This window comes from Algibacter pacificus (genome assembly GCF_008033385.1).
Classification (GTDB): Bacteria; Bacteroidota; Bacteroidia; order Flavobacteriales; family Flavobacteriaceae; genus Algibacter; species Algibacter pacificus.
Genome location: NZ_VOGY01000001.1, coordinates 109837 through 136223 on the forward strand (window position 1 = coordinate 109837; position 26387 = coordinate 136223).

The window sequence follows — 26387 nt, forward strand, 5'->3', positions numbered from 1 at the left end:
AGTATATAAATTTGTAAATCTTATATTTGATTTTATTTAATATCCAGCCTTGAAAATAGTAGAACAAATAAAGCAGCCCATAGCTTACGAAATGGATCTTTTTGAACAAAAGTTCCTACTGTCTATGTCCAGTAAAGTGGCGTTGCTAAATCGAATCACACATTATATCGTCAATAGAAAAGGAAAACAAATGCGACCTATGTTCGTGTTTTTAGTCTCTAAAATGGTATCCAATGGCGAGGTTAGCGAGCGTACCTACCGTGGCGCATCGGTTATTGAGCTTATTCATACGGCAACTTTAGTGCATGATGATGTGGTAGATGATAGTAATCGAAGGCGTGGTTTTTTTTCGGTAAATGCCTTATGGAAAAATAAGATAGCCGTATTAATTGGCGATTTTCTTCTGTCTAAAGGTTTGTTACTTTCTATTGATAATAATGATTTCGATTTACTTAAAATTATTTCTATTGCCGTTCGCGAAATGAGCGAAGGTGAATTGCTTCAAATAGAAAAAGCTAGAAAATTAGATATTACAGAGGAGGTTTACTATGAAATTATTCGTCAGAAAACAGCAACCTTAATTGCTGCTTGTTGTAGTTTGGGTGCCGCATCCATAAAACCAAAATCCGAGCATGTGGAAATTATGCGCAAATTTGGGGAACTTATAGGGATGGCTTTTCAAATAAAAGATGATTTGTTCGATTATGGTGACGCCAAAATAGGAAAGCCAACAGGTATTGATATTAAAGAACAAAAAATGACGTTGCCTTTAATTTATGTATTAAATGGTGCCTCTAAGAAAGATAAAAAATGGCTTATTAATTCCATTAAAAATCATAATAAAGACACCAAACGGGTTAAAGAGGTTATTGCTTTTGTTAAAAATAATGGTGGTTTGGATTATGCGGTTTCTAAAATGAAACAGTTTCAAACCGAAGCATTAGAGCTTCTTAAAAATTATCCCGAATCGGAATATAAAAAATCATTAAAATTAATGGTTAATTACGTTATCGATAGAAAGAAATAAATAATTATTGCTGCTGTTGCTCTATATTGTGTCCCTTTTTCTCTAAGCTACGTTTATAACTATTGGAAGGGTAAACAGTCGTTATTTCGGGTTCGGTTATAGATTCTAAATCGTTATTATTTGTTTTAACCGATACTTGAACTTGCATTTCGGCTTCAACACTGCCTTTAAACACACCTTTTACAGGAGCACAATCATTATAATCTCGTCCAATAGCAACTCTTACGTGATTTTCGTTAGCAATAGCATGATTTGTTGGATCTAGTCCTATCCAGCCATAAAACGGAATATAAGCCTCTATCCAAGCGTGTGTGGCACCTTCACCTCTAGTTATTTCATCGTTCGGACAAATATACCCACTAACGTAGCGTGCTGGAATACCAAGCATTTTAACCATGCGTAATAATACATTTGTAAAATCTTGGCAAACCCCTGCTTTTAATTCCCAAGCTTCATCTAAAGATGTTTTCACATTGGTAACCCCAGTTTTGTATTCAAAATTAGAGTGCACATATTCGCAGAGTTCTAATACGGCTTGAAAAGGCGATTTTGTTTTAAGCATAAGATCTAAAATAATATCCGAAATTTCGGAGCTTCCTTTAAAAGGTTTGTATGTTGTAAAATCTATAAATTCTATGGTGTTTTTAATGCGTTTCAGTTCGTCCCATTGTAGTTTTTTATCAATGCTATCATCGGGTAATAATTTAGGAGATGTAATAACTTCTATTTCAGAAATAATATTGAGTTCGTCATGCGGTTCTATAACCATAAACGTACCAACTCTATTGTTATAAAAATCGATAAAGGTTTCAATAAAAGGGTTATTTGTTATGGAAATTAAATGAGAAATAACTTTTTGATGATCATCATTAACGGGGTGTAATCTTGTTAATGTAGCGCCATCAATTACCGGGGCATTGTAGTTGTATTTGGTAGTATGTTTTATAAAAAATGTAGCCATGATGGGTGTAATGTTTTTATTTAGAGTTGTATACCGCATTGATGTTAGTAGAAATATTACTAATATCTTCTTTAATATTTTGGATAAAGTTGTTTAATCCTTGATCGTTAATATTTTCAATGGTTGTGTATTTAATAGAGCTTTCTAGTTTGCCAATTAAAAACTCTAAGTTGTTTTTTGCAAGTTCGTTTGTTTCTATTAAACGTGTAATATGCCGGCTTAGTTTGTTAACGCAGTAATAAACCGATCTTGGAAATAACTTATCTTGAAACACCATAGTAATCACGTGGTCTTGATTAAAAGTAGATTTATGGGTTTTTAGATATAATTGGTAGCCCCCAATGGAGAACAGTAAGTTTTTCCAATAGAAACTTTTTTCTAGACTATCGGATGTATTGGCTATTTCGTCTAGTTTAATAGATGTAAAATCGGCAATAATATTAACGCGCTCTAAGAATTTACCAACATTCATAAAATAATAAGATGTACCGCGTTCTTGGGTAACATCGGCGGTGCCGTTATAAATAAGATGGTGTTTTCTTAAATCGTCTAAAAACTGTACGGGATCTTCTTCTCTTAATTTTTGGCGCAACTGCTTATCGGTAAGGTATAAATAGTAATTATTAATGCATAACCAAAGTTCTCTGGATATATGTTCTTGAACACTACGTGCGTTTTCTCTCGCCTTAGTAACAATGTTGAGGATAGAATTATAGTTGTCTGTATTAAACACCATAAAATCGATACATTCCAAAGCATCTTCCGTGTAATATTCGTTGTGGTAATCTGTGAAATTTTTAATTACGGGTGTCCAGGAAAATAGTTCGGGTGAGTCTTGATTGGCATAATAGTTTACTTTTAGTAAACTTAGAATGCCGCTACCGCGTTCCATATATCGATCTAACCAAATAAGATTATTTGCTACTCTACTTAACATACATATTTATTTTTTGTGAAAATTATTCTAAAATCCAAGTGTCTTTACTTCCTCCGCCTTGCGAGCTGTTAACTACTAAGGATCCTTTTTTTAGTGCTACTCGTGTTAATCCGCCAGGACTAATATGTACACCATCGGCACCAGAAAGGGCAAAAGGTCTTAAATCGATACATCTTGGAGATAACTTCCCGTCTATATAACACGGTGCAGTGGATAATCTTAAAATAGGTTGCGCAATAAAATTTTCTGGTTTTTTACTTACATTGTTTAAGTAATCTTCAATGTCTTCTTCAGTGGCTTCATGCCCCATAAGCATACCGTACCCACCGCTACCATCGGTTTTTTTAATAACCATGTCTTTAATGTTTTTAGTAACATATTCAAGTTCGTCTGGTCTTCCTAATTGGTAGGTTTCTATATTTTTTAATATGGGCTCTTCGTCTAGATAGTATTTAATCATGTCTGGAACATAGATGTAAATGGCTTTATCATCGGCAATGCCTGTTCCTGGCGCATTTACAATATTTACGTTGCCTTTTCGGTATGCGGCCATAATTCCAGCAACACCAAGGACACTTTTTTCATTAAATTCAAGCGGGTCTAAAAAGTCATCGTCCACACGTCTATAGATAACATCAACTTGTTTTAATCCGTTGGTAGATTTCATATAAACAAAGTGGTTTTTAACAACCAAATCGCTGCCTTCAACCAATTCAATACCCATTAATCGAGCTAATGTAGTGTGCTCATAGTATGCAGAATTGTAAATGCCAGGCGTTAATAAAACAATATTAGGGTTTAAATTATTTGAAAGGCCTTTAAGTTTTTTATATAATAAATTAGGATAGTCAGATACGGAACGCACATTGTTTTTAGGTAAAATACCAGGAAATAAACGTTTTGATATTTCTCGGTTTTCTAACATGTAACTTACCCCAGAAGGTGTTCTTAAATTATCTTCAAGAACATAAAACTCACCATCATTGTTTCTAATTAAATCTACTCCAGATATTTGAATATAAACATCGTGAGGTACTTTAACACCTTTCATTTCTCTTAAGAAATAAGGGCAAGTGTAAATTAATTCGCCAGGAATAATGCCATCTTTTATAATAAATTGCTCATTATAGATATCTTTAATAAATAAGTTTAAAGCTTTTAGCCGTTGCTTTATTCCGGCTTCTATTTTTTGCCATTCGTTGGCGGTTATTATTCTGGGAACAATATCAAAAGGAAATATTTTTTCAATACCTTCATTATCGCTATAAACTGTAAAAGTAACACCTTGACTCATGAATAACTGTTTGGCTAGATCTTCTTTTTTTGAAAGTTTTTCGGGCGAAGTGTTTTCCAAATATTTAATAAAGCCATTGTATTGCGATCTAAATTCGGCACTATCATTATACATTTCGTCCCAAGTACTAGCCAGTTTTTCGTAATTAGAGAATAGGTTGTTGTCTTTCATATGCTTAGCGTGTTATACTCAAATATAAGTATTTATTGAAAAGTATGTAATGTTTTATTTGTTTAAGTGTTTAAAATTTACTGTTTTTTAAAATTTGTTAAAAAAAAACTATTTTTTTAACTGTTATTATTTTTTTTCATGATTTATTTGCGACTTAAACAATAAAAAAATATAATTTATTTGTTTTATAGAAACTTTAATAGGTTGATCTAGAAATTTAAAGCAGACTTAATATATAGGTAATATTAAAAATACATGTTAACCCAATTTTCTAACTGAACAAGACTTCTTTTAAGTTTTATTTTTATAAAACAGAAGTAAGTTGTTGTTACAATTATTACTTTTGTATAAATGCAAAACCTACTTAAAGACTATATTCCATCTAATGCCTGGGCTCTTATTTCAAAACTATTGGTCTACGATAATTTAGTTATTAAAATTAAAAATGAAAGAAAAACACGGCATGGAGATTATAGACAATTATCAAATGGAAAACATCAAATAACCGTAAATTCTAATTTAAATAGATGTCAGTTTTTAATTACATTAATTCATGAAATAGCGCATTTTGAAGCCTATAAAACATATGGAAAGTTTATAAAGCCTCATGGAAAAGAGTGGAAGTATACCTTCCAGAGACTAATGTTACCGTTTTTAAATCCTAATATTTTTCCAAATCATTTATTACCACTTTTAGCACAACATTTTAAAAATCCTAAAGCGTCTAGCGATACAGATACGGTGTTAGCCTTAGCTTTGAAACAATTTGATCAACCAAATAATAGAACTTATGTTTTTGAAATGCCCTTAGGAGCAACCTTTAAGTTGTATAATGGTCGTGTCTTTAAAATGGGAAAAAAAAGGGTAAAACGATTTGAATGTGTGGAAATTAAAACAGGAAGATTATATTTGTTTAATCCAAATGCAGAGGTCGAACGTATTTGAATGTTTTTTAGAGCAATATCATTAATTATAACCAACTGAAATTTAATATATAAATCTAATTAAAAAAAAAGAAAAAATGAAGAAAAATTATTATGCTATATTAATGGCAGGCGGAGTAGGATCTAGGTTTTGGCCTGTAAGCACAAGCGAGTTTCCAAAACAATTTCATGACATGCTTGGAACAGGTGATACACTTATTCAAAAAACATTTCAGCGTTTATCAAGACTAATCCCGAAGGAAAATATTTATATATTAACTAACGAGCGTTATAACGACTTGGTTTTAGAGCAACTTCCAGAAGTGACTCAAAAGCAAGTGGTTTTAGAACCTGCCATGCGAAATACAGCACCTTGTATTTTATATGCATCTTTAAAAATTCAGAAAGAGAATCCTGATGCTTTAATGATTGTAGCGCCAAGTGATCACTGGATTGAAGATGAACAAACCTTTGCGAAAAATGTAGAAGAAGCATTTAATTATTGTTCAGAAAATGATGCTTTAATGACATTAGGGATTCAACCAACTTTTCCAAATACTGGTTTTGGTTATATTGAATTTGATCAAGAATCTACAGAGGCTATAAAGCCTGTAAATCAGTTTAGAGAAAAACCAGATTACGAAACGGCTAAAGCATTTATTGCTCAAGGTAATTTTTTATGGAATGCAGGGATTTTTATGTGGAGCGTTAAGAGTGTAGTAGCGGCTTTTCAAAATAATCAACCAGAATTATATCAGTTGTTTGAATCTGGAATACCGGTTTATAATACAGAGTTTGAAGATGATTTTATAAAAGATAATTATCCAAATGCAGAGAACATATCTGTAGATTATGCTATTATGGAGAAGTCTACAAATGTTTTTGTGATAGGTGCAGAATTTGATTGGAATGATTTAGGTACTTGGGGTAGTTTATATGATAAGCTCGATAAAAATGCAGATAAAAATGCTGTTTTAAATGCGAAAAGTTTGGTTGAAAATGCCGAAGGTAATATGATACGAACCCAACCGGGGAAAAAAATTATTATCGATGGTTTAAACGACTATATTATTGTAGATAATGATGATGCCTTACTTATTTACCCTAAAAGTAAAGAGCAAGATATTAAGCAAGTTTTAAAAAGACTTAACGATAAGTATGGTAGTTAGTATTTAAGTGTTTTTTATAAATTAATAACATGAATGAACATAAATTTAATTTTTCGGAAGAAGAAACTCAGGCTAAGAAACAGCAAAATGTAGATGAATCTAAACAAGCTGTAAAAAAAGATGCCCAAGGTTTGCTTAAAAGTATAACCGTTTTTCTAAAAGAATTATTAGATTTTCGTGAAGATACCGATAGAGACGCCACCATTGAAGCTATAAAAGCCGATATTTCTTTTAAAGGAGCAACGGCATGGATTTTAATTTGTTCTATTTTTGTAGCTTCCATTGGTTTGAATGCCGATTCTACAGCTGTTGTAATAGGCGCCATGTTAATTTCTCCGCTTATGGGGCCTATTCTTGGAATAGGACTTTCTATTGCGATAAATGATATTGATACCCTTAAAAAGTCGTTAATAAACTTAGCCACCATGATTGTGTTGAGTTTATTAACGGCTTTTTTATTTTTTAAGTTTTTTCCTCTTGGTAATCAAGAAACCTCGGAATTGTTGGGGCGTGTAAAACCAGATATTCGAGATGTGCTTATTGCCTTTTTTGGTGGTTTAGCATTAATTATTGCCCGTACAAAAAGAGGAACTATTGCTTCTGTTATTTTTGGCGTTGCTATTGCTACAGCTTTAATGCCGCCTTTATGTACAGCAGGTTATGGCTTAGCTCATGGCAATTTTACCTACTTTTTAGGCGCCATGAATTTGTTTACCATTAATACTATTTTTATCGCTTTGGCTACTTTTTTAGTACTTAAAGTATTAAGGTTTCCAATGCTTAAATATGCAAATTCTGCAAAAAGAAGACGTACAGCGCGTTTTGCATTGTTGGTTGCTTTAGTTGTTATGATTTATCCAACCATTACGTTTTTAAGAGTATTGCAACGTAGTGGATTAGAAAACGACTACAATAGTTTTATTTCAAATGAAATTAAAATGAATAACGAACTTTGGTTTCAAAATGGAACATTAGATTCCGATAATAAGAAGATTACACTTTATTTTAATGGAGAAATATCCGATGCTACAGAATCGGATTTAAGAAATGAAATTAAAAGTTACTCCAAAATTAGTGGTTTTGAATTGGAGATTTTTGGTAATAAACACCGAAGTTTTGATAAAATATCTGATGCGTATGATAGGGCTATTCGTGATTTGGACGAAAAGGAGCATATAATTACTGGTTTACGAACAGAAATTGAAGAATTACACAAGGAGTTCAAACTTGTAAAAGGTGGAGATAATATTCTATCTTTTACTAATCTTTCTCGCGATGCAAAAGTTAGATTTAGCGATTTACAATACTTTAGTTATGCAAAAACTTTGGAATCCACAGATTTTATAAACGCAGATACCTTAGAAGTGGTTGCTGTAAAGTGGAGTGCTTCTTTAAATGATAGTTTGGTTATTGTTAAAGAAAAACAACTTGAGGACTGGCTTAAAGAAACACTGAAAACTCAAAAGGTTATTATCAAACGTAATTAAAATTTATTAAAAACTCCTTACTAAGGAAATTGTAATGAGAAATACTATTTTAACTATTTTCTTCTAAGTACATTTTGCGTACTTTTTTAAATAAGTTAGATGAATAAACAAAATTGGTAACCACTTTGTTATCGGTTCTAAAAATGGTTTCTTTAGAACCTTCCCATGCTTTTAAACCATCTTTTAAAAACACAATTTTTTCACCAATTTCCATAACCGAATTCATATCGTGAGAATTAATTACGGTTGTAATTTGGTATTCTTCAGTAATTTCTTTTATTAAATTATCAATTACAATAGACGTTTTCGGGTCTAGGCCCGAGTTAGGTTCATCACAAAATAAATACCTCGGTTTATTAACAATAGCACGTGCAATGGCTACACGTTTTTGCATACCACCCGATGCTTGACTTGGCATTTTTTTATGCGCATCGTCTAGATTTACACGTTTTAAAACAAAATCGACACGATCTTCCATTTCGCTTTTACTTTGTTTGGTAAACATTTGCAGTGGGAACATGACGTTTTCGGCAATAGTCATCGAATCGAATAGGGCACTTCCTTGGAAAACCATTCCTATTTTGGCACGCATATTTCGTTTTTCGTCTTCTGTAAGATTAGAAAATATTTGACCATCGTAAGAGATACTGCCATCTTCGTAATTAAATAAACCTAATAAACATTTTAAAAAAACTGTTTTACCAGAACCACTTTGTCCAATAATAAGATTCGTTTTACCTTTGTCAAACGTAGTGGTAATCCCTTTTAAAATATGTGCATCTCCAAACGATTTTTGTAAATCTTTAACTTCAATCATTAGCTCAATAACATTTGGGTTAATAAATAATTTAAAAGAATTATAGCAACGCTAGTCCAAACAAACGATGTGGTACTTGCTTTTCCAACTTCCAAAGCACCACCTTTCATATAATAACCATGAAAAGAGGGAATAGTGGCTAATAAAAAAGCAAATACAAACGTTTTTATAAAAGCATAGGTTATATGAAAAGGTATAAAATCCATTTGGACTCCCGTAATATAATCTTCTAAGGAGCTAAAACCACCAAAAACACAAGCAGCCATACCTCCTAGAATGCCTAAAAACATGGCTATAGAAATTAAAAAAGGATATAGCATTAACGAAATAAATTTTGGAAAAACTAAGTAGTTTAAGGAGTTTATACCCATAACTTCTAAGGCGTCAATTTGTTCGGTAACTCTCATGGTTCCTATACTCGAAGTAATAAAAGAGCCTACTTTTCCTGCCATAATTATTGAAATAAAGGTAGGAGCAAACTCTAATATAATAGACTGTCTAGTTGCAAAACCAACTAATGATTTTGGAATTAGTGGGTTATCAATATTTAAAGCTGTTTGTATGGTAACAACACCACCAACAAAAAAAGCGATAAAAGCAACAATGCCAAGAGAGCCAATAATTAAATCGTCTATATCTTTTAAGATTAATTGTTTCATTACAGCCCATTTTGTAGGCTTGCGAAACATTTCTACAATCATTAAAAAATAAGCTCCTATATTATGCAGGTACGTCATATCTAAATTTGAAGTGCTAAAGTAAAAAAAGTTAAGCATATTTAACCATTATTTTAAATTAACATCTTTTTAAAATATGTACTTTTGAGCTTAAAATAAATGATTATGATTAAAAATATTTTCCTTCTAGCTGCTGTTTTTCTAGTAAGCCTAACAGTAAAAGCACAAAAAGAATTTGATGCTACTAAACCAAAACTTGTTGTCGGTATTGTTGTCGATCAAATGCGATACGATTATTTAACCCGGTTTGCCGATAGGTACGGAGAAGGAGGATTTAAACGAATGATGAATGAAGGCTTTAATTGTAAAAACAATCATTTCAACTATGTGCCTACTTATACAGGGCCTGGTCATGCTTCAATTTATACAGGAACCACACCAAAATATCACGGTATTATAGCAAATAATTGGTTTGATAAGGAATTGAAAACATCTGTATACTGTGCGCAGGATGATTCTGTTAGTTCCATTGGGACTAAAACAGATGCAGGAAAAATGTCTACACAGCGTATGAAAACAACAACATTTGCAGATGAAAATAGATTATTCACACAAATGCGTGGAAAAACCATTGGTGTTTCTGTAAAAGATCGTGGTGCTATTTTACCTGCTGGGCATACAGCTAATGCGGCATATTGGTTTCAAGGAAAGGATGAAGGACACTTTATATCAAGTACTTTTTATATGAATGAGTTACCAAAATGGGTGAAAAAGTTTAATGCATCGGGGACTTCAAAATCGTACCTTAAAACTTGGAATACATTATATGATATTGATACTTATGCCCAAAGTGGAAGTGATTTAAACGATTTTGAAGGTGGATTTAAAGGAAAAGCAACAGCAACGTTTCCTTATGATTTGGCTGAGTTAAAAAATACCAACGGTGGTTTTGATATTTTGAAATCTACACCTTACGGTAATAGTATTGTAGCCGATTTTGCATTGGCGGCATTAAAAGGTGAAGATTTAGGAAAAGATGAATTTACCGATGTATTAACCGTAAGTTTTTCTAGTACGGATTATGTTGGACATAATTTTGGTGTAAATTCTAAAGAAATTGAAGATACTTATATTCGTTTAGATAAAGATTTAGAACGTTTCTTTAATGGTTTAGATACTGAAGTCGGAAAAGGTAATTACACCGTATTTCTAACTGCCGATCATGGAGCCATTAACGTTCCTGCTTATATGAGATCTAAGAAAATTCCAGCGGGGTATTTGAATAATAAAGCCATGAGAACAAAGTTGGAAGCTTTTATGAATACAACGTTTAACGCGGATGATTTAATTGAAAACATAAGTAACAATCAAATATTTTTGAATAGAGAAAAAATTAAAAGTTTAGGCTTAAATTTAGAAGCTGTTCAAGATGCTATAGTTAATGAAATAATTGATTATACCAATGTTTACAAAGCGTATACAGCAACAACTATGGGGAAAGCGTCTTTTACCACAGGTATTGAGAAATTACTTCAAAACGGTTATAACCAAAAACGATCTGGCGATATCTTGGTTATTCAAGATCCGGCCTATATTGCATACGGAAAAACGGGATCTACTCATGGTAGTGGGTTAAATTATGATACGCATGTGCCGCTGTTATTCTTCGGAAAAGGAATTAAACATGGTAAAACATTCAAAAAAACAGAAATTACAGATATTGCTCCAACCATTACAGCGTTGTTAGATATTAGTACACCTAACTTTTCTATTGGACAACCGATAGATTATATTTTAGAATAATTTATAAATGACCAAAAGGAAGTTATTATCTATCATAGCCATCGTTATTCTTGTAATAGTGTATGGTTATGAACAATTTTTAAATGTTGAAGAAAAAAACGAGATTGTTAGTGAAGGAAAACAATCGAAATCTGATACTAACGAATACTTTTTACCAACCAGTACCACAGGGCAAATAGTTCATCATGACGGGTATTCGCTTTCTTATAATGAAACTTTTGAGCAAGCCGAATGGGTGGCTTACGAGTTAAAGGCATCTCATTTAAAAAAAAATGATTTTAAACGGCCGTATTTTGAAATTGATAAAGCCGTAAATACAGGCGCTGCCGATTGGCGTAATTATAAAAAATCGGGTTACGATCGTGGGCATTTGTGTCCTGCGGGAGATAGACGTTATAGTAAAGCGGCTTACGACGAAACTTTTTTAACAAGTAATATTAGTCCGCAGAAACACGATTTTAATGCCGGTATTTGGAATACCTTAGAGCAAAAAGTACGCTATTGGGCGAGTAAGTATAATGGTGTTTTTGTGGTTACGGGAGGTGTTTTAAAAGGAAATATGAAAACGATTGGTGATGAACATGTTGCAGTACCCAATCAGTTTTATAAAATTTTAATCGATACTAATTCTGGTAATACTAAAATGATTGCCTTTTTAATGCCAAGTAAAGAATCTAAGCGACCGTTATATGAATTTGTGGTTTCGGTAGATGAGGTTGAAAGGCTTACAGGAATCGATTTTTTTCCGGAATTGGAAGACAGTTTAGAAAATAAATTAGAAGCTTCAAGCAGTTATAAAAATTGGAGTTTTAATTAAAATACGATTATCTTGTATAAAGTATAAAGTATAAAGTATAAAGTATAAAGTATAAAGTATGAAAAGAAGCCCGTTATAAATTATAGCGGGCTTCTTTTTTTATTTATAACAGTTTTAAAACATTAAATCAGGTATTTGATTTATGGTTTAATCCATTTTAGGTAAGCCTCCTTTTAAATTGAAAAGGCTTTTAGAAAAAGAATGCTTATTCAGAATTTCAATAGCAGCTTGACTTCGGATACCCGATTTGCAATACACCAAAAGGGCTTTGTTTTGTGGGATTTCATCTAACCTTTTATCAAGTTCTTTTAAAGGAATATGAAGACTTTCTATGCTGTAATCATCACGTTCGGCACTTGTTCTCACATCCAGCACATTGTATTTTAATTTGTCTTTGATATAATCTTCAAAAGTAATTTCTGTTATTTTCGATGCTATTCCGCAGAAACTTTCATAATTATCTTGCAACGCTTCAATTTGAATGGTTGTGTTTTTTTCAAAATTAAAAATAAGTTGTTCCGAAGAAAGGGCATTATAAGTTAAGATTTTACCCGAAAGCACGCGCCCTAATTCTAAAATTATTTTTAGCACTTCATTAGCTTGCAAACTGCCTATAATTCCTGGTAATACACCAAGAACGCCAATTTCGGAACAATTAGGAACCTCATTTGGTTTAGGAGGCGTAGGGTATAAGCACCGATAAGTTGGACCATTTTTATAATTAAATACTGAAATTTGACCTTCAAACTTAAAAATAGATCCAAAAACAATGGGTTTATTTGATAGTATCGCGGCATCGTTTATTAAATAACGTGTCGGGAAATTATCGGTTCCATCCACAATAATATCATATTTAGAAAATAACCCAATAGCATTTTCTACAGTTATTTTTTTTATATGAACTTGGAATGTAATGAATGGGTTTAACCGAGTTAATTTTTGGGCAGCAACCTCTGCTTTCAAGTTACCTAAATCATCATGAGAATATAAAACCTGACGCTGTAAATTACTTTGGTCTATGGTGTCGTGATCTGCAATGCCAAGCGTTCCAACTCCTGCTGCGGCTAAATATTGCAAAATAGGACAGCCCAAACCACCAGCTCCAATAACTAAAACTTTGGCTTGTTTTAATTTGAGTTGCCCAGAGTCATTAATTGCATTTAAAATTAAATGGCGGCTGTATTGTTGTTGTTCTTCAGTAGATAAATTCATTATTCCCAATTATTACTCCAATCTTTCCAAACCACTTCCAAACCTTGATCTTTAAGCATTTCAGTGACAGCTTCTGTAGAGCGTTCATCCGAAATTTCAAATTGTTCCAAAGATTCTGGAGCTACGGCATAACCTCCGGGGTTTGTTTTAGATTCCGCGCTTATGGAGGTGACGCCAAGGTTTACAATATTATTCCGAAACACTTCACTTTCACGAGTAGACATCGAGAGTTCCACATCTTCATCAAGTAATCTAAAAGCGCAAATAAGTTGTACTAAATCTGGGTCGGTCATTTCTACCTTAGGATCTAAACCTCCCGAATGTGGTCTAAGCCTTGGAAACGAAATGGAGTACTTTGTTTTCCAATAGGTTTTCTGTAAATATTTTAAATGTAGTGCGGTAAAGAAACTATCGGCTCGCCAATCTTCCAAACCAAATAATGCACCCAACCCAATTTTATGAATACCTGCTTTGCCTAATCGATCTGGTGTGTCTAATCTAAAATCAAAATTCGATTTTTTACCTTTAGGATGGTGTTTTTTATATTCTTCCCGGTGGTAAGTTTCTTGATAAACGAGTACGGCAAAAAGGCCGCTATCAATCAATTTTTCGTATTCATCTTGATGTAGCGGTTGTACCTCAATAGTGATATTCGAAAACTGTGAACGGATTAATTTCAGCGCATTTTCAATATAATCTACACCAACCGTTTTGTTGGCTTCCCCTGTTACCAAAAGGATATGGTCGTAGCCCTTATCTTTTAAATAAGCCACTTCTTTAAGAATTTCTTTATCCGTTAAAGTTCTACGCGGAATTTTATTGGTCATGCTAAAGCCGCAATACGTGCAAATATTTTGGCACTCGTTACTTAAGTACATAGGCGCGTACATTTGCATGGTATTACCAAAGCGTTTTTTAGTTAGCTGTTTGCTTAGTTGCGCCATTTCTTCTAAATAGGGCTTTGCAGCAGGAGAAATCAACGCTTTAAAATCTTCTAAATCTCGTTTAGAATGACCTAAAGCACGCAGCACATCGCTTTCTGTTTTAGAAAATATGCTTTGTAAGGTATCCTCCCAATTGTAAGTATCAAATATGTTTTTGAAACTGCTCATAGATTTTTAGTTTAAAAAACTGGTTAACGGACTACTCGCTTCAGCTTTTTTGTGGACTATAGGCGCTAGTTTGGCATTATAAGCCATGCGTCCGGCTTCAACAGCTAGTTTAAATGCGATAGCCATGGCTGTTGGATTTTGTGAAACAGCAATAGCGGTATTTACCAAAACAGCGTGGGCTCCTAATTCCATAGCATATGCCGCGTGTGATGGCGCGCCAATACCAGCATCGACGATGACAGGCACGTTACTTTGGTCGATTATAATTTCTAGAAAATCTTGTGTTTTTAAACCTTTATTACTACCAATAGGTGCACCTAAAGGCATTACGCATTGCGTGCCTACTTCTTCCAATCGTTTACATAAAACGGGATCGGCATGAATATAAGGCATCACTACAAAACCGAGTTTTACAAGTTCTTCGGCTGCTTTTAAGGTTTCAATAGGGTCGGGTAGTAAATATTTTGGATCCGGATGAATTTCTAATTTAATCCAATTGGTTTCTAATGCTTCCCGTGATAATTGTGCCGCAAAAACCGCTTCTTTTGCATTTCGAACTCCCGATGTATTGGGTAATAAATTAATTCTTGGATGGTCTAAATGTGTTAATAGATCATCTTGCTTATCTTGAACATCAACACGTTTTAGAGCAACGGTTATCAGTTCACTTTCTGAAGCTAATAAGGCGGATTTCATTAATGCTGAGGAACTAAATTTTCCTGTGCCTGTAAACAATCTAGAGCAAAATGTTTTATCTGCTATTTGTAATGTATCATTCATAATAAAGTCACTTTTACAAAAGGTTTTAACGTTTTTTAATTTTTTGGTGTTTCCGGTTCCCAGCGTTGTTCTAAAGGTTTACTACCATTTATAAGTTCTTTAAATTTGCTTATTTTATTAAAATCCTGTGTTATTTCTCCCGAAACAGCTAAACCATAAGCGCCAGTAATCATTATATCTAAAACATCATTTAGGGTGATGCCTCCAATGGCAATAATTGGCGTTTTGCTATTTAAGTTAGTAATAATTTCGGTATAACCTTTTTCACCTAAAACAGGGCTTAAGTTATCTTTTGTTTCTGTAAAACGAAAAGGACCTAAACCTATATAATCTACCTTTTGCTCTATGAGCTTTTGGCAATCGGTTAGCGTGTTAGCGGTTCCACCAATAATTTGCCAAGAGGCTAATCCTTTTCTAGCAATAGTTGGGGAAGTATCCGATTTTCCTAAGTGTACACCATCGGCTTTAACCTCGGCTGCTACTTTATAATAATCGTTTATAATTAACCGTGTTTGAAAATGATTGGTAATTTCTCTCGCTTTTTTTGCTGTTTCTAAAACAGTTTTAAGGTCCATTTTCTTTAAGCGTAATTGCACCAATTCGGCCCCAGCAGCGCATGCACTATGAATATTATTTAAATGGTCTTGTGGCGTAGCGCCTTGCGATATGTAATGTAATTTAGCTATCATATTATTTTTTTGAATGAAATCCTAATAGTGATTTATTAGAACTTAAAAATTTTTCGGTGTATTGTTTACCTTTTTTGCATGCTTTTAATATAGGATATCCTAGCGCTAAATAGCTGGTTATAGCGGAAGATAAAACACAACCACTACCATGTTTTTCGGAGCAGTTGAATGATTTGGGATTTAAAGTAAATTGTTTTTTATTGATAAGAAAAAGCACATCTCTTCCTATGTTATCTGTGCGATGTCCGCCTTTTAAAAGCACATTAGTTTTGGATGCAATATAAGCCAAGGTGTCTTCTCTATTTTTTTCTGAATACAATTGTTCAATTTCATTATAATTAGGAGTTAGAAGATAGATTTTAGATAATATATCATCTAGTTTTTCTGAATTATCGGAATGAAAATGGAAATCTGAACTTGATTTTAAAACCGGATCTAAAATGATTTTAATGTCCGGGCTTAGTACTTGTAATCTATGAATGATAATGGATAGCGTGTCCCAGTTTTCAACAATACCAATTTTAACGAAATGGATTTCAAAACGATGGAATAGTATGTCGATTTGATTTAAAACAACATCTATAGCGGTCCAATGGCAGGCTTTAAATTCAATATCATTCTGAATGGTATTGGCTGTACACACCGATAAACCATAACATTTTAATGTCTCAAATGTTTTGATATCTGCGGTTAGTCCGGCGCCATTAGATGGATCGAAACCTGCAATGGTTAATATGTTTGGACGTTTTTTCAAACGATAGAAGTGTTGTAAACGGTTTGTAATGCTATAAAGTTTTCTACGGGGGTTTTCGAGTTCCAAACACCACCTAAAACACCAATACCTTTAAAGCCAAGTTTAAAAGTTTGAGCTACGGTATCGGCATTAATGCCGCCCATACCAACAATAAATTTATCGATATGATTGACGTCGAAACATTTGCCTTCGTATCCTGCTTTTGATATGGAAGTAAATACCGGACTTAATAAGTGGTAATCGAATTCGAATTCGCAATCTTCCAATGTTTTTGGATCGTGAAAAGACGAGCTAATGGTTTTGCCAAACATGTTGAGATGCTTAAAATATTGCCCGGGATTATCGATATGATCTATTCGTTTTTGTTCTTGAAAATGAATCCCTTTTAAATTGAATTCGTTAATTAACTCATGATGATAATGCACGACAATACGGTTGTGATATTCCTGATCGATTTGGTTTAAATAGGCCACATGGTCGTTGTAGTTTTTATCGGGTTTTCTAAAATGATAATACTCTAAACCATTTTCAAATAATTGGTTTAGGATATTGATTTCGTTTGGAAGGTCTTGTTCTGGTGCTATTAAAACGATCATTTTTTTGAGTTAGGGATTGCAGTGAAAAGCCCACAGCCCGACGTAGGAGGTGCGAGGACTTGCAACGGAAAGCCCGACCGTGTTTTTGCAAAAAAACACGGGAACTTCCTAATTATTTTTCTAAAGATAAACTTCTGAACCTTTTTCTTTAAATTCTTTCGATTTTTCTTCGAATCCTTTTGCTATAACTTCGTTGTCTACAATGTCATTTTCGGCGGCAAAATCACGAACTTCTTGTGAAATTTTCATGGAACAAAATTTTGGACCACACATCGAACAAAAATGCGCAATTTTAGCACCTTCGGCAGGTAAGGTTTCATCGTGATATTCTCGAGCACGCTCTGGATCTAGTCCTAGATTAAATTGATCTTCCCATCTAAACTCGAAACGTGCCATGCTTAATGCGTTATCTCGGTGTTGCGCGCCTGGATGCCCTTTGGCCAAATCGGCAGCATGAGCAGCAAGTTTGTAAGTTACCACACCCACGCGAACATCTTCTTTGTTTGGTAAGCCTAAGTGTTCTTTTGGTGTTACGTAGCACAGCATCGCACAACCGTACCAACCAATCATGGCAGCTCCAATACCCGATGTAATGTGGTCGTAGCCAGGAGCAATATCTGTGGTTAAAGGGCCTAATGTGTAGAAAGGCGCCTCGTCGCAAACATCAATTTGCTTCTCCATGTTTTCTTTAATCATGTGCATAGGTACGTGCCCAGGACCTTCTATAAAACACTGTACTTCGTGTTTCCTAGCAATTTTTGTTAATTCGCCAAGGGTTTCTAATTCTGCAAACTGGGCTTCATCGTTGGCATCGGCAACCGAGCCAGGGCGTAAACCATCTCCAAGCGAAAAGGCCACATCGTATTGTTTTAAAATTTCGCAAATATCTTCGAAATGCGTGTATAAAAAACTTTCTTTATGGTGGGCTAAACACCATTTTGCCATAATGGAACCACCACGAGATACAATACCGGTAACACGTTTTGCCGTCATAGGTACGTAACGCAATAAAACGCCAGCGTGAATGGTGAAATAATCGACCCCTTGTTCGGCTTGTTCTATTAAAGTATCACGGAAAATTTCCCAAGTTAAATCTTCGGCAACGCCATTTACTTTTTCTAAAGCTTGATAAATGGGAACGGTACCAACTGGAACAGGTGAATTACGAACAATCCATTCACGGGTTTCGTGAATGTTTTGGCCAGTAGATAAATCCATGATATTATCGGCACCCCAACGGCATGCCCAAACGGCTTTTTCTACTTCTTCTTCAATAGATGAGGTTGTGGCAGAGTTACCAATATTGGCATTAATTTTTACTAAGAAGTTTCGACCTAAAATCATAGGTTCTGCTTCGGGATGATTAATGTTTGAAGGGATTACGGCACGACCTCTTGCAACTTCTGATCTTACAAATTCTGGAGTGATTTTATCTGGAATTGACGCACCAAAATGCTCGCCTTTATGTTGTTTTCTTATTTCGGTCATTTCATCGATTCGTTGGTTTTCACGAATGGCGATGTATTCCATTTCTGGGGTGATTATGCCTTTTTTAGCATAATGCAGTTGCGTTACGTTTTGTCCGTTTTTGGCACGTAACGGTTTTTTTAGAAGCGAAAATCGCATGTGATCTAAGCTTTTATCGTTTAAACGTTCATTACAATATTTTGAAGAAAAACCATCGAGTTGCTCCACATCACCACGTTCTAGAATCCAATTTTCACGAATGCGTTCTATGCCTTTATGAACATCAATAGTTTTATTTGGATCGGTGTATGGGCCAGAGGTATCGTAAACGGTTACAGGTTCGTTTGGCGTTTTCTTTTTAGTCATCGAATCTGTAGTGTCGCTTAAAGCAATTTCCCGCATGGCCACTTTAATTTGCGGATGAATTTTTCCTTTTACGTAAATTTTCTTTGAATTTGGGAATGGATGCCTTGTAATTCCGTTTTGTTTTGGTGCCGTGTCTTTTTTCTTCATGATTATTTATTTGATAGCTTGCAACTGTTAATAAATGATGTTTTAATTCCGTTTAAATTATGGGTAGATGTTGGTTTTAACCACCTTGAGTGGCTTTTATTATGAGTACTTGGTCGCCATCATTAAGCGTTGTAGTACGCCAGTCGGTTTTAGAAATAATGTTTTGGTTTACGGCAAGCGCAATGCCGTTAGTGGGGATTTCTAACTTCTTTAGAATATGCTCGAGTGCATCCTCTTTATGAAATTGATGTGGTGTGCTGTTTACTTTTATGTTTATCATATAAAAATAGTTTGTGCAGACTAATTAAGTTTAGTCAACCATTTTTGTAAACAATAAAAGTTATTGGAATTTGAAAAAAGGCAGTGCGGACACTGTTAACTTTTCCCTCCGTTGGTATTAGCCAAATCAGGTTCTAAGGATATTTCTCAAACTAATTATTAAAATAATTAATTACTCCTAAAGTTTACTCTACAAATGTATATAAAATAATGACAGATTATACTATAAAGAATGAGATTGTTTTATTTTCGAGGTTATTTGGTTGATTATAAGGTTTTTATTTCGCGGTATTGTTTTTAGGAATCACTTTTTAATTCTAGGAAGAACAATATTGATTAAATATGATAACATATTGTTTTTATTTCAATCGTTTCTTGCTATCCATTTTTTGATGCAAAATTCTAACAATTTCAACAATATTATTTTCCTCTTTTTTATAAAAAATGAGATGAGATTTAACTTTCACAACACGATAGTTTTTTCGAGTTTGTTCTACTGATTTGCCTATTAGATAATTATTTGCAATAAACTCTATTTCTTCTATAATCAAGGCGTAATATCTATCCGCTTGTATTTTCGACCATTTATGAAAAGTATAAATCCAAATATCATTTAAATCAATAATCGCTTGTTCACTTATTCGATATTTGTTTTTACTCATAAGTGTTTGGCATGTAGTTCTAGTAGATTTTGTTTTGGATCAAAATCTTCCACAAAACCACTTTTTTCACCAGTTTCGAGTGCTTTAATTAGTGCGTTTTCTTTCTTTTCTTCACGCTCTAATAATCTAAGTGCTGAGCGAATGACTTCGCTAACGGAACCGTATCTACCAGATTTCACTTCATTTTTTATAAAATCTTCAAAGTGATCCCCAAGTGATATTGATGTGTTTTTTCCCATTTGAATTTTTTTAAAGTCACTCAAAAATACCAAATCTTGGTAACTTATCAAAATTCCTTAAAATAAAACCTAGATTCGTTTTTAATCACTTCTTAACATGCTCCACTAATTCCAACTGGTCGATACTTACATTAGTAGTAAAGATGCCATAATTTACAACGGCTTTATTTTTTTCAATTTTATCTATGGTTCCAACGGCTCGACCATCTTGCATGCGTACCCGATCGCCTAAGCGAATAATGGCTTTGGGTTTTGGGGCTTCAACGGCTTTTTTCTTCGCTTCTTTTTTCTTTTCACGAATGACTTCCACCTTCTTTTCAACTTCTTTTTTAACTTGAATTTCTTTGGCTTTTACTTTCTTTTTTTCTTTAGCGGTCACCCGTTTACGTTTAGAATTTTCTATTTGAACCATTTTAAATAACTCGCCCATCAATTCTTTTTTCTGCTTGTTGTTAAAGAATTTTTCGGCAATATCATTTACTTTTTGTCCTAAGTAAATAAGGCGTTGATTGCTATCGTAAAGTTCTTGATAGCTCTCCAATTTCTTTTGTATTTTATTGTTTATTTCTTCAAGTTTATCGGCTTCTTCTCCTTTTTTTCTTTCGTTTTGTTTTAAGGACTGTCCCGTTTTTTCTAAACGAGAGCGTTCTTTTTGAAGTTTTGCAATAGTCGCATCGAAACGGACTTTACTGCGCTCAATTTTCTTTTTGGCTCGGTTTATTAAACTGTATGGAATACCGTTTTTCTGTGCGACTTCAAAAGTAAAACTACTTCCGGCTTGCCCGATAACGAGTTTAAAAAGCGGTTCTAGTGTACGTTCGTCGAACAACATGTTGGCGTTTAACATGTGCGGCATTTCATTTGCTAAAATTTTCAGGTTAGAATAATGTGTCGTAATTATTCCAAAAGCTTCACGATGGTAAAATTCTTCTAAAAAGGTTTCCGCTAAAGCGCCACCAAGTTCGGGATCACTTCCGGTTCCAAATTCATCTATTAAAAAAAGCGTGTTTTTGTTACACTTCTTCAGGAAATAATTCATTTGTTTTAAGCGGTAGCTGTAGGTGCTTAAATGGTTTTCTATAGATTGATTATCGCCAATATCGCTTAAAATTCTATCGAATAAACAAACGGTACTACGTTCGTGTACTGGAATTAGCATGCCACTTTGCAGCATAACTTGTAGTAAACCAACGGTTTTTAAGGTGATACTTTTTCCACCGGCATTTGGTCCCGAAATAACAATAATGCGGCTATCTTTTTTTAATTTGATACTTTGCGGGAATGTTTTTTCTTTCTTTTCTAAGTTATTTAAATAGAGTAGTGGGTGGTAAGCATCGCGTAAATTCATACTGCGGTCATCGGTAAACTCAGGCAAAATCCCATTCATGGATTTAGCGTATTTCGCTTTCGCGGAAATCACATCGATGTCGATTAAAAAATCTTGATAATTTTCTAAAAGCGGTAAAAACGGACGAATAAAATTGGTGACATCTTTTAAAATGCGGATCACTTCTTCGTGCTCTTCATATTCTAAATTATTAAGCTCACGGGAGTGTTGTAGTGTGGTTTCGGGTTCTATATATACAATACTTCCCGTTTTGCTACCACCCATAATAGCGCCTTTAACTTTACGGCGATACATGGCTTTAACGGCTAAAACACGTTTATTATCTACTACAGATTCACGAATATCATCTAAATATTCTAAGCCGTGATAGGTGTTTAAGGCCGAACTAAAACTAGCATTTATTTTTCCTTTTATTTGATTTATAGATTGGCGTAAATCGAATAAAACATTAGAGGCGTTATCTTTTATATCTCCAAAGCGGTCTACAATAGCGTCAACTTTTTCAATAAGTACTTTAGTAACTTCTATATGCGATGCAAATTGATTCAGTTTTGGATAGTAGGTTTCAAATTTCTTTAAAAACACAACGATTGCATTTACCGAAACTGATATGGCTACAATTTTTTTTAAGCCGTGTACTTCCAAATAAGTATTTTCTATACGTAGTAGTTTTAATTCTTTGGTAATGGCATCAAAACCATGATTTGGAATCCGGTTATCGTTGTAAAAAGACGATAAGTATTCGTTGGTGAGTTGTAAGGCGTATTGAAGTTCTTCTTCGGTTTTAAACGGCGTAATTTCTAAGGCTTTTTGGTTGCCTAACGGCGTAATGCAAAGCTCGCTTACTTGTTGTAAAACGGTTTGAAATTCTAAATCTTGTAATGTTTTTTTGTGAATGTGTATCATTCCAGGTTTAATCGGTGTTTAGGCTAAAAATAAGTGCAAATTTACATATTCTAAATGAGAATGCGGTGTATGAAATGTGTCTCGATGAAATTAATAAGGTTAAGTTAAATTTTTCTGTTTTTTTAAGGAATTATAAATATAATTGGACTTCTGTTTTTTGTGTCATTTTTATGAAGAATCAATATGGAAATTTTTTATTTATGAAAAAAGGTTATACTACTTTTGCACCTTTAAATTGTAATGCTTTTTATAATGGAATTACGAGTAAAACAACGTATTGCGTTAAGTGTCTATTTTTTCTTGTCGGGAATTTGCTTTGCGTCTTGGGCATCGCGAATACCAACAATAAAAACTTTTTTTGATTTAAATGAAGCCGAATTGGGAACTATTCTTATAGCTATGCCTATAAGTTCTTTAATAGGTTTGCCTATTTCTGGCTGGTTGGTGTCTAAATTTGATAGCCGGATTCCCTTAATATTTGCTTTTGTGTTTTTTTCAATATCGTTGGCTATGATTGGTTTTGCAACCACTACACTTGGCCTAGTATTATCTATTTCTAGTTTTGCTTTCTGTTTACGTGTTTTGAATATCTCTATAAACACACAATCTATTTCATTACAGAAAAAGTTTGAAAAGCGGGTAGTAGGCGCTTTTCACGGACTTTGGAGTACTGGCGGTTTGTTTGGTGTTTTAGTGTCTACCTTAATGGTGAAGTTTGGAGTTCCAATCCATGTTCATTTATTTAGCATCGGTATTTTTGCAATAATCGTGGCATTGGCAACTTATAAGTTTACTTTAAAAAATGATAAAGCACCTTCGGGAAATAAGTTGATAATTAGTAAACCAGATCCCTATATTATGTGTTTGGGGCTTTTAGTGTTTTTTGCAGCTATTTGCGAAGGAGGCATGTTCGATTGGAGTGGCGTTTACTTTAAAGAAGTTTTAAAGGAAGATGTTTTTACTTATGGGTATTTAATGTTTATGACCACTATGGCCTTATCGCGTTTCTTTTCCGATAAATTGGTAACACAAATTGGGGTATTAAAAACCTATGTTTTAAGTAGTAGTTTGATTATTGTGGGAATTTCTATGGCTGTATTTTTTCCTATGTTTTGGTCGGCTTTGTTTGGTTTCTTTTTAGTGGGCTTTGGTACGGCAGCATTTTTTCCGCTTACGATGTCTTTGGCAGGGAATTCAACCAAGTATTCGCCAGGAATGGCTATTTCAATCATTACAACCTATGCTATTTTCGGGATGCTTATTGGTCCGCCGCTAATTGGGTATTTGGCGCATGCCTTTGGTTTAAAAAATGCGTTTGGACTTTTTATAGCAATTGGTTTTATGTTTATTCCTGTGGCTTTCGCGCTTTTTAAATTTGAAGAACAAGATTCGTGATATTAATATACAAAACTAAGCGGTCAATATACATTCGTGAATTCGTGGCTAAACATATTTTAGGCTAAAGCATATAGTTTTGACTAAATTTGAACTCATAAAAAAGTCAAAAAGAAGCATGATCCTCTTTTTGACTTTTAAGTATTTTAAATCTTTCGAAATTAGTGTTTTATTTTTCCGATATTTCTACTTCAAATAATTTATCCCAACGCTTCCCTGTAATAAATACGGTTTTGGTTTTCGGGTTGTAAGCGATACCGTTTAAAACATCCAGTCCTTCGTGTTGCGTAACTAATTTTTTAAGCGGGGTAAAATCGATAACCCCAACAACAGCACCATTTTTAGGATTAATGATCGCTACACCATCTTTTTGGTAGCGATTCGCATAAATTTTACCATCGATCCATTCCATTTCGTTGATACCAATTATTTTACCTTTATTGGTGAATACTTGTATATATTCCTCTTCAACTAAAGTTTCAGGATTTAGTAGCCATATTTTTTCGGTACCATCACTTTTATAAATCGATTGGTCGTTGTGGCATAAACCCCAACCTTCTTTACTATTAGAGTATTTAAAACTGCTTAGTTTTTCAAAAGTATGAACATCGTAAACAAAGCCTGTTCCTTTTTGCCATGTTAATTGATAAATTTTATCATTTAAAATGGTTAAACCTTCACCAAAAAACTCATCAGCTAAATTGATATTTTTTAAAACGTCTCCTGTTTTATAATCTACTTTTCTAAGTTTAGATTCTTTATTTTGCCCTGTACTTTCGTATAAAGTATCATTATAAAATTCTAAACCTTGCGTGTAGGATGTTATATCGTGCGGGTATTCATTTATAATTTTATAAGTGTATAATTTTGGCGATTCATTATTTAAAATGGTAATTGAAGTATTTACATTTTGCTTTTCACCATTGAAGAAAATGGTCGCTTCAATATTTTGTTTTCCTAATTTAAAATCATTTAAAGGCTGGTTGTTATTAATTTTTTTCCCTTCCAGCGTATAGGAAATAGAATCTATTTTATGATTTTTTTTGTTTTGTAATGAAAGTTCTAAGGTCTCGTTAATCGAAATATTGCCTTTTTCCGCATTGGTGATAATGTTAAAATCATTTTTTTTCAATCCGTTGTTAGACCCACAAGCAACAAGTAGTGTTGTTAAAAATATGATTGTTAAGTGTTTGAATGTTTTCATTTCGAAATTTAAATTTTAAGCAAGATATTTATTTAAAATCAGTTAAAAAAATATTGCGAGTTTTTTAAAAGATTGTATATTTGCACCCGGCAAGTCCTACACAACCAGCTCCTGTTGAATCCTCCAGGGCGGGAACGCAGCAAAGGTAAATGGTCGTAGCGGTGTGATGTAGGTAGCTTGCCTTTTTTTTTATAATAAACTGAAATCTTGAAAGCTTAGGCTTATCGAGATTTTTTAGTTTTAAATGGTATCTTTCTTTATATAAGTATTGTAGTATTTAGGTGCTATTTTAAAATACATTGTTAATTTTGTGTCATTAATTTCATTCAAAAAATTATGTCTAAAGTTGTATTAATCACAGGGGGATCTTCGGGTATTGGAAAATCTATTGGGGAGTTTTTAAAAGCGAACGGATTCATTGTTTATGGAACCAGTAGAAGTCCAGAGAACTATAAGGATAGTATATTCCCAATTTTAGCTTTAGATGTAAAAGATACGGATACTATAGCAAACACAGTAGCCACTATTATTGAAAAAGAAGGCAAACTAGATGTGGTTGTTAATAATGCCGGCGCTGGAATTACAGGGCCTATTGAAGAAATTCCAAATGCAGAAATTAAGAATAATTTCGATACTAATTTCTTCGGACCTATAAATGTTATTAAAGCTGTTTTGCCACAAATGCGAAAACAAAATTCGGGTTTAATTATTAATGTCACCTCTATTGCTGGCTATATGGGATTACCGTATCGTGGTGTTTATAGTGCGAGCAAAGGTGCTTTAGAATTGATAACAGAGGCGTTTAGAATGGAGTTGAAAGATTTCAATATTAAAATGACCAATGTGGCACCTGGAGATTTTGCAACTAATATTGCAGCCGGGCGTTATCATGCACCATTATTAGACAATTCGCCATACAAAAAACCTTATGGAGAAACTTTAAGTTTAATGAATTCGCATGTGGATGATGGCAGTGACCCAAATGAAATGGCAAAAGCTGTGTTTAGTATTATAAATTCTAAAAACCCAAAAATACATTATAAAGTGGGTGCCTTTATGCAGAAATTTTCAATTGTATTAAAACGAATTCTTCCCGATACGGTTTACGAGAAAATGCTGATGAACCATTATAAACTTTAACGTAACTT

Annotated in this window: 25 protein-coding genes, 1 other RNA gene and 1 riboswitch; of the genes, 9 read left to right on the plus strand and 17 right to left on the minus strand. The window is 33.6% G+C overall.

Annotated features, from left to right (window positions below):
* Positions 1-49: 49 nt before the first annotated feature.
* Entirely contained in the window at positions 50-1027 is a 978-nt protein-coding gene (locus FQU21_RS01125) for a polyprenyl synthetase family protein (protein WP_147676185.1), read from the plus strand.
* A 4-nt stretch (positions 1028-1031) separates the two neighbouring features.
* Here the strand turns inward: FQU21_RS01125 and FQU21_RS01130 are convergent, their stop codons facing one another.
* From FQU21_RS01130 to FQU21_RS01140, 3 genes are read right to left on the minus strand one after another with little or no spacing between them, the layout of a single operon-like run.
* A complete protein-coding gene (locus FQU21_RS01130) occupies positions 1032-1988 on the minus strand; it encodes a transglutaminase family protein (protein ID WP_187269295.1) in 957 nt (318 codons plus the stop codon).
* Positions 1989-2004: 16 nt separating this feature from the next.
* On the minus strand, positions 2005-2925 hold the full coding sequence (locus FQU21_RS01135) for an alpha-E domain-containing protein (protein WP_147676187.1): 921 nt from the start codon (positions 2923-2925) through the stop codon (positions 2005-2007).
* A 22-nt stretch (positions 2926-2947) separates the two neighbouring features.
* Positions 2948-4390, minus strand: coding sequence for a circularly permuted type 2 ATP-grasp protein (locus FQU21_RS01140; RefSeq protein WP_147676188.1), 1443 nt, complete (start codon positions 4388-4390; stop codon positions 2948-2950).
* 351 nt (positions 4391-4741) lie between these two features.
* On the opposite strand from FQU21_RS01140, the gene FQU21_RS01145 reads away from it, so the two are divergent.
* The 3 genes from FQU21_RS01145 to FQU21_RS01155 all read left to right on the plus strand — a co-directional run bounded on the left by FQU21_RS01145 (position 4742) and on the right by FQU21_RS01155 (position 7969).
* Entirely contained in the window at positions 4742-5335 is a 594-nt protein-coding gene (locus FQU21_RS01145) for a SprT-like domain-containing protein (RefSeq protein WP_147676189.1), read from the plus strand.
* 76 nt (positions 5336-5411) lie between these two features.
* Entirely contained in the window at positions 5412-6482 is a 1071-nt protein-coding gene (locus FQU21_RS01150; protein ID WP_147676190.1) for a mannose-1-phosphate guanylyltransferase, read from the plus strand.
* A gap of 29 nt (positions 6483-6511) precedes the next feature.
* Positions 6512-7969 (plus strand): DUF389 domain-containing protein, encoded by a 1458-nt coding sequence (locus FQU21_RS01155; RefSeq protein WP_147676191.1) that lies wholly within the window; start codon positions 6512-6514, stop codon positions 7967-7969.
* Between the two features lie 49 nt (positions 7970-8018).
* Here FQU21_RS01155 and FQU21_RS01160 read toward each other — a convergent pair whose 3' ends face one another.
* Both FQU21_RS01160 and FQU21_RS01165 read right to left on the minus strand, forming a co-directional pair.
* Positions 8019-8786: an ABC transporter ATP-binding protein gene (locus tag FQU21_RS01160; protein WP_147676192.1), complete on the minus strand. Its 768-nt coding sequence runs from the start codon at positions 8784-8786 to the stop codon at positions 8019-8021.
* Entirely contained in the window at positions 8786-9523 is a 738-nt protein-coding gene (locus FQU21_RS01165) for an MlaE family ABC transporter permease (RefSeq protein WP_147676193.1), read from the minus strand. The genes FQU21_RS01160 and FQU21_RS01165 overlap by 1 nt, the downstream gene beginning before the upstream one ends.
* A gap of 105 nt (positions 9524-9628) precedes the next feature.
* Between FQU21_RS01165 and pafA the strand changes: the two genes are divergently transcribed.
* Positions 9629-11266 carry an alkaline phosphatase PafA gene (gene pafA, locus FQU21_RS01170; RefSeq protein ID WP_147676194.1) on the plus strand — a complete coding sequence of 546 codons (1638 nt, stop codon included), beginning with the start codon at positions 9629-9631 and terminating at the stop codon, positions 11264-11266.
* Between the two features lie 7 nt (positions 11267-11273).
* Entirely contained in the window at positions 11274-12083 is an 810-nt protein-coding gene (locus tag FQU21_RS01175; RefSeq protein ID WP_147676195.1) for a DNA/RNA non-specific endonuclease, read from the plus strand.
* A gap of 147 nt (positions 12084-12230) precedes the next feature.
* Here FQU21_RS01175 and moeB read toward each other — a convergent pair whose 3' ends face one another.
* The 11 genes from moeB to FQU21_RS01230 form a co-directional block, all read right to left on the minus strand.
* Positions 12231-13295, minus strand: coding sequence for a molybdopterin-synthase adenylyltransferase MoeB (gene moeB / locus FQU21_RS01180; protein WP_147676196.1), 1065 nt, complete (start codon positions 13293-13295; stop codon positions 12231-12233).
* Positions 13295-14407 (minus strand): 2-iminoacetate synthase ThiH, encoded by a 1113-nt coding sequence (gene thiH, locus FQU21_RS01185; RefSeq protein ID WP_147676197.1) that lies wholly within the window; start codon positions 14405-14407, stop codon positions 13295-13297. The genes moeB and thiH overlap by 1 nt, the downstream gene beginning before the upstream one ends.
* A 6-nt stretch (positions 14408-14413) precedes the next feature.
* A complete protein-coding gene (locus FQU21_RS01190) occupies positions 14414-15187 on the minus strand; it encodes a thiazole synthase (protein WP_147676198.1) in 774 nt (257 codons plus the stop codon).
* A gap of 35 nt (positions 15188-15222) precedes the next feature.
* A complete protein-coding gene (thiE, locus tag FQU21_RS01195; RefSeq protein WP_147676199.1) occupies positions 15223-15876 on the minus strand; it encodes a thiamine phosphate synthase in 654 nt (217 codons plus the stop codon).
* 1 nt (position 15877) lies between these two features.
* The gene (locus tag FQU21_RS01200) at positions 15878-16630 is read right to left on the minus strand and encodes a hydroxymethylpyrimidine/phosphomethylpyrimidine kinase (protein ID WP_147676200.1); all 753 of its coding nucleotides are present in this window, start codon (positions 16628-16630) and stop codon (positions 15878-15880) included.
* Positions 16627-17226 (minus strand): thiamine phosphate synthase, encoded by a 600-nt coding sequence (locus FQU21_RS01205; protein ID WP_147676201.1) that lies wholly within the window; start codon positions 17224-17226, stop codon positions 16627-16629. Before FQU21_RS01205 ends, FQU21_RS01200 begins: the two co-directional genes overlap by 4 nt.
* Positions 17227-17346: 120 nt before the next feature.
* On the minus strand, positions 17347-19206 hold the full coding sequence (thiC, locus tag FQU21_RS01210; RefSeq protein WP_147676202.1) for a phosphomethylpyrimidine synthase ThiC: 1860 nt from the start codon (positions 19204-19206) through the stop codon (positions 17347-17349).
* Positions 19207-19282: 76 nt separating this feature from the next.
* On the minus strand, positions 19283-19486 hold the full coding sequence (gene thiS, locus FQU21_RS01215; RefSeq protein ID WP_147676203.1) for a sulfur carrier protein ThiS: 204 nt from the start codon (positions 19484-19486) through the stop codon (positions 19283-19285).
* A gap of 86 nt (positions 19487-19572) precedes the next feature.
* A riboswitch (TPP riboswitch) is annotated at positions 19573-19675 on the minus strand.
* Positions 19676-19844: 169 nt separating this feature from the next.
* Positions 19845-20147, minus strand: coding sequence for a type II toxin-antitoxin system RelE/ParE family toxin (locus tag FQU21_RS01220; RefSeq protein WP_147676204.1), 303 nt, complete (start codon positions 20145-20147; stop codon positions 19845-19847).
* Positions 20144-20386, minus strand: coding sequence for a type II toxin-antitoxin system ParD family antitoxin (locus FQU21_RS01225; RefSeq protein WP_147676205.1), 243 nt, complete (start codon positions 20384-20386; stop codon positions 20144-20146). The genes FQU21_RS01220 and FQU21_RS01225 overlap by 4 nt, the downstream gene beginning before the upstream one ends.
* Positions 20387-20471: 85 nt before the next feature.
* A complete protein-coding gene (locus FQU21_RS01230; RefSeq protein WP_147676206.1) occupies positions 20472-22640 on the minus strand; it encodes an endonuclease MutS2 in 2169 nt (722 codons plus the stop codon).
* Between the two features lie 252 nt (positions 22641-22892).
* Between FQU21_RS01230 and FQU21_RS01235 the strand changes: the two genes are divergently transcribed.
* On the plus strand, positions 22893-24035 hold the full coding sequence (locus FQU21_RS01235) for an MFS transporter (protein ID WP_147676207.1): 1143 nt from the start codon (positions 22893-22895) through the stop codon (positions 24033-24035).
* Between the two features lie 169 nt (positions 24036-24204).
* Here the strand turns inward: FQU21_RS01235 and FQU21_RS01240 are convergent, their stop codons facing one another.
* Positions 24205-25239, minus strand: coding sequence for a glutaminyl-peptide cyclotransferase (locus FQU21_RS01240; RefSeq protein WP_147676208.1), 1035 nt, complete (start codon positions 25237-25239; stop codon positions 24205-24207).
* Positions 25240-25326: 87 nt separating this feature from the next.
* Here FQU21_RS01240 and ffs point away from each other — a divergent pair.
* Together ffs and FQU21_RS01250 are read left to right on the plus strand one after the other, a co-directional pair.
* Positions 25327-25425: signal recognition particle sRNA small type (gene ffs / locus FQU21_RS01245), an RNA gene on the plus strand.
* A gap of 150 nt (positions 25426-25575) precedes the next feature.
* Complete coding sequence (locus tag FQU21_RS01250; RefSeq protein ID WP_147676209.1) at positions 25576-26379, plus strand: SDR family oxidoreductase; 804 nt, start codon at positions 25576-25578, stop codon at positions 26377-26379.
* The last annotated feature ends 8 nt before the right edge of the window (positions 26380-26387 follow it).